A 14898-nucleotide genomic window follows, 5' to 3' on the forward strand; every position below is an offset into this window, starting at 1 on the left:
CTGCCTAGTAGAGCGCCCGCTTGATCAGGTCGGCCTGCTCGGCGGCGTGGCGCTTCGCGGACCCGGTCGCCGGGGACGCGGCCGCGGTGCGCGCGACGAGGCGCACCTCGCGGGGGCCGAGCTTGTTCGTCTCGATGATGAAGAACGGCCACGCGCCCTGGTTCTCGGGCTCGTCCTGCGCCCACACCAGCTCGGCGTTCGGGTAGCCGTCCGCGACGGCCTTGAGCTCGGCCGCGGGCAGCGGGTAGTACTGCTCCAGGCGCACGAGCGCGACCTCGGGGTTCGGGTTCTTCTCGAGCTCGGCGAGCAGGTCGTAGTAGAGCTTGCCGGCCATGAACACGACCCGCTTGACGGCGCCCTTGTCGGTGATCCGTGCGTCGTCGAGCACCGGCTCGAAGCGGCCCTGCGTGAAGTCCTCGACCTCGCTCGTCGCACCGCGGAGGCGCAGCATCGCCTTCGGCGTGAACACGACGAGCGGCCGGCGCGGGCGCTGGTACGCCTGGCGGCGGAGCAGGTGGAAGTACGACGCCGGCGTCGAGGGCCGGGCCACGGTCATGTTGTCCTCCGCGCACATCTGGAGGTACCGCTCGATGCGGGCGCTCGAGTGGTCGGGCCCCTGTCCCTCGTAGCCGTGGGGGAGCAGCAGCACGACGCTCGAGCGCTGGCCCCACTTCTGCTCGGCCGAGGAGATGAACTCGTCGATGATGGTCTGGGCGCCGTTCGCGAAGTCGCCGAACTGGGCCTCCCACATCACGAGCGCGTCGGCCCGCTCCACGGAGTAGCCGTACTCGAAGCCCATGGCCGCGTACTCGCTGAGCAGCGAGTCGTAGATCCAGAACCGGGCCTGCTGGTCGCCGAGGTACTGCAGCGGCAGCCACTCCTGGCCGTTCACGCGGTCGTGCAGCACCGCGTGGCGCTGGACGAAGGTGCCGCGGCGCGCGTCCTGGCCGACGAGGCGGACGGGCGTGCCCTCGAGCAGCAGCGAGCCGAGGGCGAGCAGTTCGCCGAAGCCCCAGTCGACCTTGCCGTTCCGGCTCATGTCCTGTCGCTTGGCCAGCAGCTGCTGGATCTTCGGGTGCACCGTGAAGCCCTCGGGCTTGTTGTTGAACGCGTCGCCGATGGCGTGGACGACCTCGGTCGACACGCCGGTCGTCTCGAGTTCGCCCGAGACCGGCTCCGCGACCTGCGCCTCGCCGCCGACGATCGGGATCGACCCGGTCTGCGCCGCGTGGGTCTCGGCGAAGGCCCGCTCGAGGCGGTCCTGGAAGTCGCGGTGCGCCTCCTCGTACTCCTCTTCGGTGATGTCGCCGCGGCCGACGAGCGCCTCGGTGTAGAGCTTGCGGACCGAGCGCTTGGCCTCGATGAGGTTGTACATGAGCGGCTGGGTCATCGAGGGGTCGTCGCCCTCGTTGTGTCCGCGACGGCGGTAGCACACGAGGTCGATGACCACGTCGCGCTTGAACTCCTGGCGGTAGCGGAAGGCGAGCTCGGCGACCCGGACCACGGCCTCGGGGTCGTCGCCGTTCACGTGGAAGATGGGCGCCTGGATGGCCTTCGCGACATCCGTCGAGTAGATCGACGAGCGCGCGTCGCCCGGGACGGTCGTGAAGCCGACCTGGTTGTTGACCACGAGGTGGATCGTGCCGCCCGTGCGGTAGGCGCGAAGCTGCGACATCTGCATGGTCTCGACCACGACGCCCTGGCCGGCCATCGCCGCGTCGCCGTGCACGAGGATCGGGAGCACCGAGTACGTGCCGACGGGCTTCCGGTCCTGCTTGGCGCGGACGATGCCCTCGAGCACGCCGTCGACGGCCTCGAGGTGCGACGGGTTCGCCGCGAGCGAGACGGGCACCTGCTGGCCGTCGTCGGCGGTGAAGGTGCCCTCGGTGCCGAGGTGGTACTTCACGTCGCCCGAGCCCGAGAAGGCCTTCGAATCCTGGGTGCCCTCGAACTCGCGGAACACCTGGCCGTACGTCTTGCCGGCGATGTTCGTGAGCACGTTCAGTCGGCCGCGGTGCGCCATGCCGATGGCGACCTCGTCGAGGCCCTCCTTCGCGGCCCCCTGCAGCACCTCGTCGAGGAGCGCGATCATCGACTCGCCGCCCTCGAGGCTGAAGCGCTTCTGGCCGACGTACTTGGTCTGCAGGAACGTCTCGAACGCCTCGGCCTCGTTGAGCTTGCCGAGGATGCGCATCTGCTCGTCGTGCGTGGGCTTCTCGTACTTGCGCTCGACCTGCTGCTGGATCCACCGGCGCTGCACCGGGTCCTGGATGTGCATGTACTCGATGCCGATCGTGCGGCAGTACGAGTCGCGGAGCACGCCGAGGATGTCGCGCAGGAGCGCGGTGCGCTTGTCGCCGAACCCGCCCGTCACGAACTCGCGGTCGAGGTCCCAGAAGGTCAGGCCGTGGCTCTCGATGTCGAGGTCGGGGTGCGAGCGCTGGACGTACTCGAGCGGGTCGATGTCGGCCATCATGTGGCCGCGGACGCGGAAGGAGTTGATGAGCTCCTGCACGCGGGCGGTCTTGTCGATCGCGCTGGCGATGTCGACCGAGATATCGGCGTTCCACTTGATCGGCTCGTACGGCAGGCGGAGGGCCGCGAAGATGTCCTGGTAGAAGTTGCGGTCGCCGATGAGCAGCTCGTGGACCTTCTTCAGGAACTCGCCCGAGCCGGCGCCCTGGATGACGCGGTGGTCGTAGGTCGAGGTGAGCGTGATCGTCTTGCCGATCGCGAGGTTCGCGAGGGTCTTCTCGCTCGCCCCCTGGAACTCGGCCGGGTACTCGAGCGCACCGGCCCCGATGATGCAGCCCTGCCCCTTCATGAGGCGGGGCACGGAGTGCACCGTGCCGATGCCGCCCGGGTTCGTGAGCGAGATCGTCGCGCCCTTGAAGTCGTCGGCGGTGAGCTTGTTCTTGCGCGCTCGCGACACGAGGTCTTCGTACGCGCCGAGGTACTCGTTGAACGTCATCGTCTCGGCGCGCTTGATCGCGGGCACGAGCAGGGCGCGGGTGCCGTCGGGCTTCGGGATGTCGATCGCGATGCCGAGCCCGATGTGGGCGGGCTTCACGAGGGAGGGCTTGCCGTCGACCTCGGAGTAGTAGACGTTCTGGCTCGGGAACTCCTTCAGCGCCTGGATGAGCGCCCAGCCGATGAGGTGCGTGAACGACACCTTGCCGCCGCGCGTGCGGCGGAGGTGGTTGTTGATCACGATGCGGTTGTCGATCATGAGCTTCGCGGGCACCGTGCGCACGCTCGTCGCGGTGGGCACCGTGAGCGAGGCGTCCATGTTCGCAGCGAGGGTCTTGGGGAGGCCCTTGAGCGGGAGGACCTCGTCCTCGCGCTCGCCGGCGTCGGCCCGCTGCTGCGGGCTCGTCACGGGGACGTCGGCGGGGACCGGGGCGGTGCGCGGGGCGACCGAGGTGGTGCGCGCCGCGGGGGCCTGGCCGATGACGGCGTTCGGCGCGGTCGCCGGGGCGTGGGCGGATGCCGCGGGCTGGTCGGCGGGGGCGGCCTCGCCGGTCGGCGCGGCCGGGGCCTCGGGTGCGGCGGCCTGCTCGACGGGAGCGGCCGGGGCGGCGGGGGCCGACTGCGCGGGCCCCGACTGCTCGCTCGCCGCGCGGTGCAGCGCCGACTCGTCGGGCATCTCGGCCGCGGTCGTGGGCGTCGCGGCGGTCTCGCCGGTGCGGACCTGGCGGTAGTGCTCGAGCACCTCGCGCCACGTCTCATCCACCGAACTGGGGTCGGCGAGGAACCGCTCGTACATCTCGTCCACGAGCCATTCGTTGGCTCCGAACATCGCCGACGTCGTCTCGTCGGATCCCGACCCGGTCAATTGGCTCGACACAGCCTTTCGCCCACTCTCTCCATTGATGGATGCTCACCTGAGGCGTGGCGCGCAGCACGACGCGGAACGCCCAGACAAGCCTAAACCCCTTCCGATGGCGCTCGGCACCGTGCAACGGATGCGCGCACGCATCGCAGCATCCTCCCAGCGCGCGTGCACCCGCTCCGCGCCCGACCCCGGCCGACCCGGGCCGCGCCCGCGAGGCATAGCCTGTGGGCATGGAGTTCTATCGCACGACGCCGCGGCACGACCTCACGTACTCCGACGTCTTCCTGGTGCCGAGCCGGTCGGGCGTGACGAGCCGGCTCGACGTGTCGCTCGCGCCCGACGACGGCTCGGGAGCGAGCATCCCGATCGTCTCGGCGAACATGAACTCGGTGACCGGTCCGAGGCTGGCGGCGACGCTCGCGCGCCGCGGCGGGATCGGCGTGCTGCCGCAGGACCTGCCGCTCCAGGAGCTCGACGAGGCGATCCGGTGGGTGAAGTCCCGCCCGGCCCGGTTCGACGTGCCGCACGCGTTCTCGGCCGACCGGACCGTCGCCGACGCGCTCGAGGTGCTGCCGCCCGTCGAGGGCCACGGCATCGTGCTCCACGACGACGACGGCGCGTACGCCGGGACGATCCCGGCCGCGCGCCTCGCGACCGCGCTGCCCGACGCCCGGCTCGGCGACCTCGTGCACGGTGCCATCCCGTCGCTCGACGCCGATGACGTGGACACCCCGAGGCGCGCGTTCGACCTCATGGTCGACGCCGGCATCGACTTCGCGCCGATCCTCGAGCACGGGCGGGTCGTCGGCACGCTGAGCCGCCGGAGCGCCCTGCGCGGCACCGTCTCCGAGCCCAACACGGATGCCTCCGGCCGCCTCCGCGTCGCGGCGGCGATCGGCATCAACGGGGATGTCGAGGCCAAGGCGCGCGCGCTCGCCGCGGCGGGCGTCGACATGCTGGTCGTCGACACCGCGCACGGGCACCAGGAGGGCATGATCCGCGCGGTCCGGGCCGTGAGGGCCGCAGGGCTCGGGATCCCGATCGTCGCCGGCAACATCGTCACGGCCGACGCGGTCGCCGACCTGGTCGAGGCCGGGGCCGACGTGCTGAAGGTCGGCGTCGGCCCGGGCGCGATGTGCACGACGCGCATGATGACCGCCGTCGGGCGGCCGCAGTTCTCCGCGGTGCTCGAGACCTCGGAGGCCGCCCGCGAGCGCGGCGCCGCGGTGTGGGCGGACGGCGGGGTCCGGTACCCGCGTGACGTGGCGCTCGCGCTGGCCGCTGGCGCGGCATCCGTCATGATCGGCTCGTGGTTCGCCGGAACGATCGAGGCGCCCGGAACGCTTCGTCGGGACGCCGACGGTCGCGTGTACAAGGAGAGCTGGGGCATGGCCTCGACGAAGGCGGTCAAGGAGCGCTTCGGGCGGCTCTCCGCGTACGAGCTCGCCCGCAAGGAACTGTTCGCGGAGGGCATCTCGTCGTCGGCGATCTACCTCGATCCGCTGCGACCCTCGCTCGAGGACCTGCTCGACATGATCACCTCGGGAGTTCGGAGCTCGTTCACCTATGCGGGAGCGCGCAGCGTGCCGGAGTTCCGGGAGCGGGCGCTCGTGGGCATCCAGTCCGCCGCAGGATACGAGGAGGGCAAGGCGCTCCCGGTCAGCTGGTAGGCGCGTGTGACGGCGGCGTCACGGCTCGGGGACCATCCCGCATCCGCCGATATACTGGCTCGATCATGGACGACCCTCCCTCTGCGACCTCGCCCTGCCATAGACCCACGCCCGTGACCGCGCGGGGAGGTGCGGATGTCTGAGTGGGTACTCCTCGGCATCGGACTCCTCCTCACGATCGGCACGGGCCTCTTCGTTGCGAGCGAGTTCGCGCTCGTGAACCTCGACCGCGCCGACCTCGAGGCGCGTCGCGCCAGGGGTGAGACCCGCCTCGGGCTCACCATCGAGGGCCTCAAGATCACCTCGACGCACCTCTCCAGTGCGCAGCTCGGCATCACGCTGACCACGCTGCTCACCGGCTACACGATGGAGCCGGCGATCTCGTCGCTGCTGGCGGGTCCGCTCGCCGCGATCGGCCTGCCCGGGGCCCTGATCCGGCCGGTCGGCGCGATCACGGCCGTGGTCGTCGCCACCCTGCTGTCGATGATCATCGGCGAGCTCGTCCCGAAGAACTTCGCCCTCGCGCTGCCGCGGCAGACCGCGAAGGTCGTGATGCCGTTCCAGACCGCCTTCACATGGGTCTTCCGACCGGCGATCACCGTGCTGAACGGCAGCGCGAACCGCCTGCTGCGCCTCGTCGGCATCGAGCCGAAGGAGGAGCTCTCGGGCGCCCGCTCGGCGGAGGAGCTCTCGAGCCTGGTGCGGCGTTCGGCGAGCGCCGGCCTGCTCGAGCAGGACACGGCGACCCTGCTGGGGCGCACGCTGCGCTTCTCCGAGCACGACGCCTCCGACGTGATGACGCCGCGTCCGCGCGTCGCGGCCGTGCAGCGCACGGAGCCGGCGGAGGCCGTGCTCGAGCTGGCCAGGCAGACCGGGTTCAGCCGCTTCCCCGTGTACGACGAGGACCTCGACGACGTGGTCGGCATCGTGCACGTGAAGCAGGCGGTCGCGGTGCCGCGCGAGAAGCGCGAGGTCGTGCCGGCCTCAGCGCTGCAGTCCGACGCGCTCCGCGTCCCGGAGACGATCAAGCTCGACGCGCTCCTCGGCGAGCTCCGCGGCCGCGGCTACCAGATGGCCGTCGTGGTCGACGAGTACGGCGGAACGGCCGGCGTCGCGACGCTCGAGGACCTCGTGGAGGAGCTCGTGGGAGAGGTCTCCGACGAGCACGACCGCACCCGTGCGGGCGTCGTCCGGCGCGGCGAGTTCGTGAGCTTCCCCGGGATCCTGCGGCCGGACGAGCTGCTCGACCGCACTGGCATCCGCGTGCCGGAGGACGGCGCCTACGAGACCGTCGCCGGGTTCGTGATGGCGACGCTCGGGCGGCTGCCGGTCGTCGGCGACGAGGTCGAGGTCGAGGGCGGCACGTTCCGCGTGCAGCGGCTCGACGGGCGTCGCATCGACCGGATCCAGTTCTCGCCCGCGACGGTGCCGACCCAGGCGGATGCCGCCCGGGAGGCCGCCGTCGTCGGCGACGACGCGAGGGAGGCGGGCCGATGAGCGACTGGGCGGGACTGGCCTGGCTGTTCGTGCTGCTGCTCGGCAACGCGTTCTTCGTGGGCGCCGAGTTCGCGGTCATCTCCGCGCGGCGCTCGCAGATCGAACCGCTGGCCGAGCAGGGCAGCCGCAGTGCGAAGACCGCGCTCTGGGCGATGGAGCACGCGACGCTCATGCTCGCGATGAGCCAGCTCGGCATCACGATCTGCTCGCTGCTGATCCTCACGGTGTCGGAGCCCGCGATCCACCACCTCCTGGAGGTCCCGCTCGAGCTGACCGGGTGGTCGCCCGAGGTGGTGTCGACGATCGCCTTCGTCATCGCGCTCCTGCTGGTCTCGTACCTGCACGTGGTCCTCGGCGAGATGGTGCCGAAGAACCTGTCCTTCTCGCTGCCGGATCGCGCGGTGCTGCTGCTCGCCCCGCCGCTCGTGTTCACCGCGAGGATCTTCCGGCCCGTCATCGTGGCGCTGAACGCGACCGCGAACGGCGTGCTGCGCCTGTTCGGCGTGCAGCCGAAGAGCGAGGCGACCTCGACCTATACGCTCGAGGAGGTCCAGACGATCGTCGTCCAGTCGCGCCGCGAGGGCCTGCTGGTGGATGCGAGCGGGACGTTGACCGCGGCGTTCGAGTTCACGACGAAGAAGGTGCGCGACGTCGCCGTCCAGATGGACGAGTTGGTCTGCCTGCCGGCGGACGCCACGCCGGGCGATGTCGAGCGCGCCGTCGCGCGGCGCGGCTTCTCGCGCTACGTGCTCGCGGGCGCGGACGGCGAGCCGGTCGGGTACGTCCACCTCAAGGACGTCATCGACCTCGACGACGACGAGTTCGACGATCCGATCCCGGCCAAGCGCGTCCGCAGGGTCGTCTCGATCTTCGACGGCACCGACCTCGAGGACGCGCTGGCCAGCATGCGCCGCCTCGGGACGCACCTGGCGCGCGCGTTCGACGACCAGGGGCGGACGACCGGCGTCATCTTCCTCGAGGACATCATCGAGGAGCTGGTCGGCGAGGTGCAGGATGCCACCCGGAGGGGGTGAGGCGGCCGCCTCCCGGTCGGCGTAGACTCGCAGCGTCTCCGATAGATGAGGTGGTCTCATGTTTGAGAACTCCATGGCCATGACCGTGCTCGCGGCATCCGACCTGGAACGGGCGAAGGCGTTCTGGCACGACGTGTTCGGCCTCGATCCGGTCCAGACGGACACGGGCGGTGGGGCGGTCTACGTGATCGGCTCCGCGGCCGTCCTCGTGTACGAGTCGGAGTTCGCCGGGACCAACAAGGCGACCGCCTTCTCGATCATGACCGACGACCTCGACCGCGACATGGCCGCCCTCCGCGAGAAGGGCGTCGTCTTCCACGACTACGACCTCCCCGAGCTCAAGACCGTCGACGGCGTCGCCCGGATGGGCGACGACGAGGCCGGCGAGCGCGGAGCATGGTTCGACGACAGCGAGGGCAACATCATCGCGCTCGCCACGCCGATGGGCGTCTCGCTCGACGAGGCGCGGGCCATGCTGACCGGGTCGACCGCCTGAGCGTCCGACTCACCACTCGCCGTCGTTGACCTCCGGCCTCGCCCGGCGGTACTGCGGCGGCCAGATCGCGGCGCCCGCACCGAGCTCGTTCGCGGCGCGCAGCGCGAGGTGCGGGTCGCGCATCATCGCCTTGCCGAACATGACCGCGTCGGCCGCGCCGGACGCCACGAGGCGCTCGGCCTGCTCGGGCGTGGTGATCCGGCCGACGGCGGAGACCGACACGCCGGCCCGCCCGCGCACGAACTCCGCGTGCGCGGCCTGGTACGCGGGGCCCACCGGGATGCGCACGTCGCGGACGAGCCCGCCGGTCGAGATGTCGAAGAAGTCGGCGCCCGCCTCGGCGGCCCAGCCGGCCACGATCGACGTCTGCTCCTCGTCCCAGCCGCCGGGCGCCCAGTCCGTCGCGGAGAAGCGCACGAACACGGGCATCCGCTCGCCGACTTCGGCGCGGACCGCGCGCACGATCTCGAGCAGCAGGCGCGCCCGGCCCTCGAGGTCGCCGCCCCAGCGATCGTCGCGCGCGTTCGAGAGCGGCGAGAGGAACTGGTGCACGAGGTAGCCGTGCGCGGCGTGGACCTCGACGACGTCGAAGCCCGCGGTCACCGCACGTCGCGCGGCGGCCCGGAAGTCCTCGATCACCGCCAGGATGCCCGCCTCGTCGAGCGCGACGGGCTCCCGGAGGCCGTCGAAGGCGATCGCCGACGGCGCCACCGTGGTCCAGCCGCCCTCGTCGAGCGGCTGCGAGCCGCGCCGGTCGACCGTCTCCGGCCACACGGACGCCTTGCGGCCCGCGTGCGCGAGCTGGATGCCGGACGCCGCGCCCTGCGAACGGATGAACCGCGTGATCCGCGCCCAGGCGTCGGCCTGCGCGTCGCTCCAGAGCCCCGTATCGTACTCCGAGATGCGACCCTCCGCGTTCACCGCGGTCGCCTCGGCGATCACCAGGCCGGCTCCGCCGGCGGCCATCGAGCCGAGGTGCACGAGGTGCCAGTCGTGCGGGACGCCGTCGCGCTCGGTGACCGAGTACTGGCAGAGCGGCGGCACCCAGATCCGATTGCGGATCTCGAGCCCCCTGATCCGGATCGGGCGGAACAGGGCGGGGCTGTCCGCGGTCGCGTCGGCCACGGCGAGGTCGCGGCGGCTCATGCGGCGAGACCCCGCAGCCACGACTCGAGGCCGGAGGCATCCGTGAACACGTGACCGGTGCCGCCCACGGCGATCGCGCCGTCGACGTTCACGGGCTTGTTGTCGACGAACACCAGCTCGTCGGGCGTGATGCCGAGCTCCCGCATCACGTGCCGGAAGATCTCCGGATCGGGCTTGACCACCCGGAGCTCGCCGCTCACGAAGACCGCCTCGAACAGGGGCCCGAACGCGCCGTGGCGCAGCCAGCCGCCGAAGTCGGCGCCCGCGTTCGAGAGCAGCGCCAGCCGGGTCCCTCCGTCGCGGAGCGCGTGGAGCACGGCGAGCGTGTCCGGGTCGACGCTGAGCCACCCTCGGTGGTCGATCGCCCACAACTCGTGGACGTCGAGCGCGGACCAGGCCAGCCCGAGGTCGTCGCCGACCCGGGCCCAGTAGTCGGCGATGGCGAGGGTGCCCCGGTCGAGTTCGTCGCGATGCGCCCAGTACGCGGCCCAGAACGACTCCGCCCCATCGCCCGTCACGCCCGCCCTCGCGAGGAGTGCGGCGCGATCGGCCTCCGAGGGCGATCGCGAGATGACCTCGCCGTAGTCGAACACGACCACTCGGGGCGACAGGGCGATCGGCGCGGGAATGGTCGCAGGCATGCCCATCAACCTATCGTTGGGAACATGGCAACCGGCACGTGGCGCGAATGGACCGCCGACGACGCATCCGCCTGGCTGAGCGAACCGGGAGCAGGTGACGACAAGTACCGCCGGGGCGTCCTCGGCGTCATCACCGGGTCGCCCGACTACCCCGGTGCGGCGGTGCTCGGCGTCGAGGCCGCGCACCGCGCCGGTGTCGGCATGGTCCGCTTCACGGGGCCGCGCGCGGTCCGCCAGGCCGTCCTCGCCGCGCGGCCCGAGACGGTCGGCGTTCCCGGCCGCGTGCAGGCGTGGCTCCTCGGCTCCGGCATGGACTCGACGAACCGCTCGTTCCGGCTCGCCGGCGAGCTCCAGCACGCGCTCGCATCGGGCCTGCCCTCGGTCCTCGATGCGGGCGGGCTCGACCTGGTGGGCTCGCACACGGGTCCGACCGTGATCACCCCGCACAGCCGCGAGCTCGCGCGCCTGCTGCATGACCGCGACACCGCGTGCACCGTGGAGGAGATCGACGCCGACCCCGCTGGATGGGCCGAACGCACGGCCCACCAACTGCAGGTCGCGGTGCTGCTGAAGGGCGCGGTCACCCACGTCTGCGACCCCGAGGGCACCAGGCACACGGTCACGGCGTCGACGCACTGGCTCGCGAGCGCGGGCACGGGGGACGTCCTCGGCGGCATCATCGGGGCGCTCGCAGCCACCCATCACGAGCGCCTCGCGCACGACGCCGCGGCGATCACGCACCTCGCGGCGACGGCGGCGTTCATCCACTCGGAGGCGGGCCGCCGTGCGAGCGACGCATGGGACGGGGGCCCGGTGACCGCGCTCGACGTGGCGCACGCGGTGCCCGCCGTCGTCGGCGGCCTGCTCCGCCGCTGAGCCGGTCCCGAATCGGGCGCGGCTAGGCTCGGGTGCCATGGCGGAGTCCGACACCGACGTCGCGGGGCAGCGGCCGGGGGGCCCGCGACGGACCCCGCCCCGCCTCGGCGAGCGGGCGACGCTCTGGCTCGCCTTCGGCGCAGTGCACCTCGGGCTCGCACTCCTGAACCTCTACGCCCCCGGCTGGCCCCTCGGGGACGTCACCGCGGTGTACCGGGTGTGGGCGGAGACCGCGCAACTCGGCTTCCTGCGCATGGGCATCGACACGGCGTGGGTGTACCCGATCCTGGCGTTCGCGCCGATGACGGCCGCGCTCGCGTTCGGATCCTCCTGGTACGGGGTGACCTGGCTCGGCATGGTGACGGTGCTCGACGCGCTCGCGTTCTCGGTGCTGCTCGGGCGCGGACTCCTCTCCCGGCGGCGCCGGGCGGCGGCATGGTGGTGGCTCGCGTTCCTCGCGCTCCTCGGTCCGATCGCGCTCGGCCGCATCGACGCCGTCACGGTGCCCTTCGCACTGGTCGGCCTCCTCTGGGCGGCGGGACGGCCCCGAGTCGCCGCCGTGCTCCTCACCATCGCGACGTGGATCAAGGTGTGGCCGGCCGCGCTCATCGCGGCGCTGCTCGTCTCCCTGCGGCGCCGATTCGAGGTGTTCACGGTCGCCGCGACGCTGTCGATCGGCATCATCGGGGTGAGCCTGCTCGCCGGCTCGGGCGCGAACGCGTTCGGCTTCGTCGCCGAGCAGGCCGGGCGAGGCCTGCAGATCGAGGCGCCGCTCGCGGTGATCTGGCTGTGGTGGATCGTGGCGGGGACGGATGCCGCGACCATCGTCTATGACGAGGACATCCTCACCTTCCAGATCGCGGGCCCGGGGGCGGATGTCGCGGCGGCGATCACCACGCCGCTGATGCTGGTCGGGCTCGCCGCCGTGCTCGCGGCGGGCGTGCGGGCCGCGCGACGCGGTGCGCACGTGGGCGCCCTGCTGCCGCCGCTCGCGGTCGCCTTCACGGTGGTGCTCATGCTGGCGAACAAGGTCGGTTCGCCGCAGTTCGTCACGTGGCTCGCGGCCCCGGTGGTGCTGGGCCTCGTGCTCGGCGGGACGCGGTTCCTCACGCCCGCGGCGATCGCGGCGGCGATCGCGGTGCTCACGCACGTGATCTACCCGTACTGGTACGGCTGGCTCCTCATCGCCAATCCGGGGTTCGTGCTGCTGCTCACGGTGAAGGTCGTGCTGCTCTGCGTCCTGCTCGGCTGGTCGGTCCGCGCGGTGTGGCAGGCTGGGAGCGACCGGCGCCCCCGAACGGCGTCGTGACCTCCGGCGCGTGTCGCGCCGTCGACCCTGGGAGGAACTCGCATGCTGGTGGCGTTCTCGGTCGCACCGAGTGGAACGGGACGGAGCGACGGGTCGGTGCACGACGCCGTGGCCGCCGCGGTGCGGATCGTCCGCGCGTCGGGGCTGCCGAACCGCACGACCTCGATGTTCACGGAACTCGAGGGGGAGTGGGACGAGGTGATGGGCGTCGTCAAGGACGCGTGCGATGCCGTCGCCGAGTACGGCTCGCGGGTCTCGCTCGTGCTCAAGGCCGACATCCGCCCCGGGTACTCGGGCGAGCTGGACGCCAAGGTCGATCGGCTCGAGGCGGCCATCGAGAACGACGGCTGAGGCCGCGCCGACCGTCGCCCCTCGCTGCACGGTGCGCCGTCGCCCACGATCTGCATGGTCGTTTGTCGAATCGATTCGATCCATGCGATGATCGAACGGTGACCCCCGAGACCAACGGGCCGACGACGTTGTCGCCGGCCCGTATCCGCTTCGCCCTCCTCGCCCTCGCGATGGGCGGCTTCGGCATCGGCGCGACCGAGTTCGTCGCCATGGGACTGCTGCCCGACATGGCGGCGGACCTGCTGCCCGGCCTGTCCGCGCAGTCGACGGATGCCGCGAACGCCGCCGCCGGCTGGATCATCTCCGCCTACGCGCTCGGCGTGGTCGTCGGCGCCCCCACCATCGCGGCGGCCGCCGCCCGCTGGCCGCGCAAGCGCCTGCTCCTCGCGCTCCTCGCCGCGTTCAGCCTCGGCACCATCGCCTCGGCGCTCCTGCCCACGTTCGAACTCGTGGTCGCCGCACGATTCATCGCGGCCCTCCCGCACGGCGCGTACTTCGGCATCGCCTCCCTCGTCGCGGCGAGCCTCATGGGGCCGGGCAAGCGCGCCCGCGGGGTCGCGCTCGTGCTGTCCGGGCTCACCATCGCGAACGTCGTCGGCGTCCCGCTCATCACGTGGCTCGGCCAGCAGGCCGGCTGGCGCGTCGCCTACCTCGCGGTCGCCGGCATCTTCGTCGCCACGTTCCTGGCCGTCGCCCTCGCCGTGCCATGGCAGCCGGGCGACGCCGCCGCGACCATGAAGCGGGAGCTGCGCATCTTCACGCGCACCCAGGCGTGGTTCGCCCTCGCGATCGGCGCGATCGGGTTCGGCGGCCTCTTCTCCGTCTACAGCTACGTCGCACCCCTCGCGACCGACGTGACCGGCCTGCCGACCGGCGCGGTGCCGATCGTGCTCGTCGTCTTCGGCCTCGGCATGACCATCGGGAACCTCATCGGCGGGCGCCTCGCCGACTGGAGCGTCCGGCGGTCGATGCACCTGTTCTTCGCCGCGCTCGCCGGCGCGCTGGTCCTGCTCGGGCTCACGGCGCAGCATCCGCTCGGCCTCGGCGTCGGCGTCTTCCTCGTCGGCGGCTCCGCGGCGGCGCTCTCGCCCACGATCCAGGCGCGACTCATGGACGTCGCCCGCGACAGCCAATCGATCGCCGCCGCCTTGAACCACTCGGCGCTGAACATCGGCAACAGCCTCGGCGCCATCCTCGGCGGGCTCGTCATCGCCGCAGGGCTGGGCTACGTCGCCCCCGTGTGGGTGGGACTCCTGCTCACCGTCACGGGCAGCATCCTCGCCCTCGGCACGTTCGCGCTCGACCGGGCGCGGCAGCGCCGCGGCATCCCGCTGCCATCGGTGACCGGGGCGTTCGGCGCGATCGGCGACTGACGCCGAAGCGGGCGGCTACTCCGACTGCAGCAGGATCCCGTCCGCGATCGCGCGCTTCCGGAGCGCGACCTTCGTGCCGACGTCGTAGCCCGCGAGGCGGTACTTCTCGCGGATGCGCTTGAGGTAGCTCTTCGCGGTCTCCTCGGAGATCCCGAGCTGGAACGCGACCGCCTTGACCGGCTGGCCCGCCCCGTACAGCGCCATCACGCGACGCTCCTGGGCGCTCAGGCGCGGCGCGGCGCCGTCGGTCTGGAGCGCGTCCTCGAGCTCCTGCGAGAGGTACGGCTCGCCGTTGCGTGCCGCGCGGATGGCCTCGACGATGGTCTCGACCGGTTCGGACTTCACCAGGTAGCCGAGGGCGCCGGCACCCAGCGCCTCGCGGACGACCGCGGGCTCGGAGTACGTGCTCATGAGCATCGTGCGCACGCCGGCCGACTTGAGCGTCGAGAGCTTGATCGAGATCGGGATGTTGTCGCGGAGGTCGAGGTCGAGGAGCACCACGTCGACCGGGAACTCCGTGTGGGCGAGGAGCTCGGACCACGACGGCACCGCGGCCACGAGGTCGACGTCGTCGGTCGCGCCGCGGAGCCACTCGGTGAGGGCACCGAGCAGCATGCGGTGATCGTCGACCACGGCGAGTCGGATGGGCGGCAGCTCGGGTTCGGGCACG

General features: G+C 71.9%; 12 protein-coding genes. 8 read left to right on the plus strand and 4 right to left on the minus strand.

Annotated elements, in window-relative coordinates; all coding sequences use genetic code 11:
* Positions 1-4: 4 nt before the first annotated feature.
* Positions 5-3799: a multifunctional oxoglutarate decarboxylase/oxoglutarate dehydrogenase thiamine pyrophosphate-binding subunit/dihydrolipoyllysine-residue succinyltransferase subunit gene (locus tag ABME02_RS11320; protein WP_436408262.1), complete on the minus strand. Its 3795-nt coding sequence runs from the start codon at positions 3797-3799 to the stop codon at positions 5-7.
* 266 nt (positions 3800-4065) lie between these two features.
* Here ABME02_RS11320 and guaB1 point away from each other — a divergent pair, with 266 nt between their 5' ends.
* From guaB1 to ABME02_RS11340, 4 genes are all read left to right on the plus strand, one after another.
* Positions 4066-5505, plus strand: a complete 1440-nt coding sequence (gene guaB1, locus ABME02_RS11325) for a GMP reductase (RefSeq protein ID WP_353815432.1) — start codon at positions 4066-4068, stop codon at positions 5503-5505.
* Positions 5506-5640: 135 nt separating this feature from the next.
* The gene (locus ABME02_RS11330) at positions 5641-7002 is read left to right on the plus strand and encodes a hemolysin family protein (protein ID WP_353815433.1); all 1362 of its coding nucleotides are present in this window, start codon (positions 5641-5643) and stop codon (positions 7000-7002) included.
* The gene (locus ABME02_RS11335; RefSeq protein ID WP_353815434.1) at positions 6999-8036 is read left to right on the plus strand and encodes a hemolysin family protein; all 1038 of its coding nucleotides are present in this window, start codon (positions 6999-7001) and stop codon (positions 8034-8036) included. The genes ABME02_RS11330 and ABME02_RS11335 overlap by 4 nt, the downstream gene beginning before the upstream one ends.
* Positions 8037-8094: 58 nt before the next feature.
* The gene (locus tag ABME02_RS11340; RefSeq protein WP_353815435.1) at positions 8095-8532 is read left to right on the plus strand and encodes a VOC family protein; all 438 of its coding nucleotides are present in this window, start codon (positions 8095-8097) and stop codon (positions 8530-8532) included.
* A gap of 9 nt (positions 8533-8541) precedes the next feature.
* Here the strand turns inward: ABME02_RS11340 and ABME02_RS11345 are convergent, their stop codons facing one another.
* Entirely contained in the window at positions 8542-9678 is a 1137-nt protein-coding gene (locus ABME02_RS11345) for an NADH:flavin oxidoreductase/NADH oxidase (RefSeq protein ID WP_353815436.1), read from the minus strand.
* Complete coding sequence (locus tag ABME02_RS11350; RefSeq protein WP_353815438.1) at positions 9675-10319, minus strand: HAD family hydrolase; 645 nt, start codon at positions 10317-10319, stop codon at positions 9675-9677. The genes ABME02_RS11345 and ABME02_RS11350 overlap by 4 nt, the downstream gene beginning before the upstream one ends.
* A gap of 24 nt (positions 10320-10343) precedes the next feature.
* Between ABME02_RS11350 and ABME02_RS11355 the strand changes: the two genes are divergently transcribed.
* The 4 genes from ABME02_RS11355 (at position 10344) to ABME02_RS11370 (ending at position 14228) form a co-directional block, all read left to right on the plus strand.
* Positions 10344-11195, plus strand: a complete 852-nt coding sequence (locus tag ABME02_RS11355; RefSeq protein ID WP_353815439.1) for an ADP-dependent NAD(P)H-hydrate dehydratase — start codon at positions 10344-10346, stop codon at positions 11193-11195.
* 37 nt (positions 11196-11232) lie between these two features.
* Positions 11233-12504 carry a glycosyltransferase 87 family protein gene (locus ABME02_RS11360; protein WP_353815440.1) on the plus strand — a complete coding sequence of 424 codons (1272 nt, stop codon included), beginning with the start codon at positions 11233-11235 and terminating at the stop codon, positions 12502-12504.
* A 42-nt stretch (positions 12505-12546) separates the two neighbouring features.
* Complete coding sequence (locus ABME02_RS11365; protein ID WP_353815441.1) at positions 12547-12855, plus strand: thiamine-binding protein; 309 nt, start codon at positions 12547-12549, stop codon at positions 12853-12855.
* 98 nt (positions 12856-12953) lie between these two features.
* Positions 12954-14228 (plus strand): MFS transporter, encoded by a 1275-nt coding sequence (locus tag ABME02_RS11370; protein WP_353815442.1) that lies wholly within the window; start codon positions 12954-12956, stop codon positions 14226-14228.
* A 15-nt stretch (positions 14229-14243) separates the two neighbouring features.
* On the opposite strand, the gene ABME02_RS11375 is transcribed toward ABME02_RS11370, so the two are convergent.
* Entirely contained in the window at positions 14244-14897 is a 654-nt protein-coding gene (locus ABME02_RS11375; protein WP_353815443.1) for a response regulator, read from the minus strand.
* Between the last annotated feature and the right edge of the window lies 1 nt (position 14898).

Source organism: Agromyces zhanjiangensis (assembly GCF_040496055.1).
Lineage (GTDB): Bacteria > Actinomycetota > Actinomycetes > Actinomycetales > Microbacteriaceae > Agromyces > Agromyces zhanjiangensis.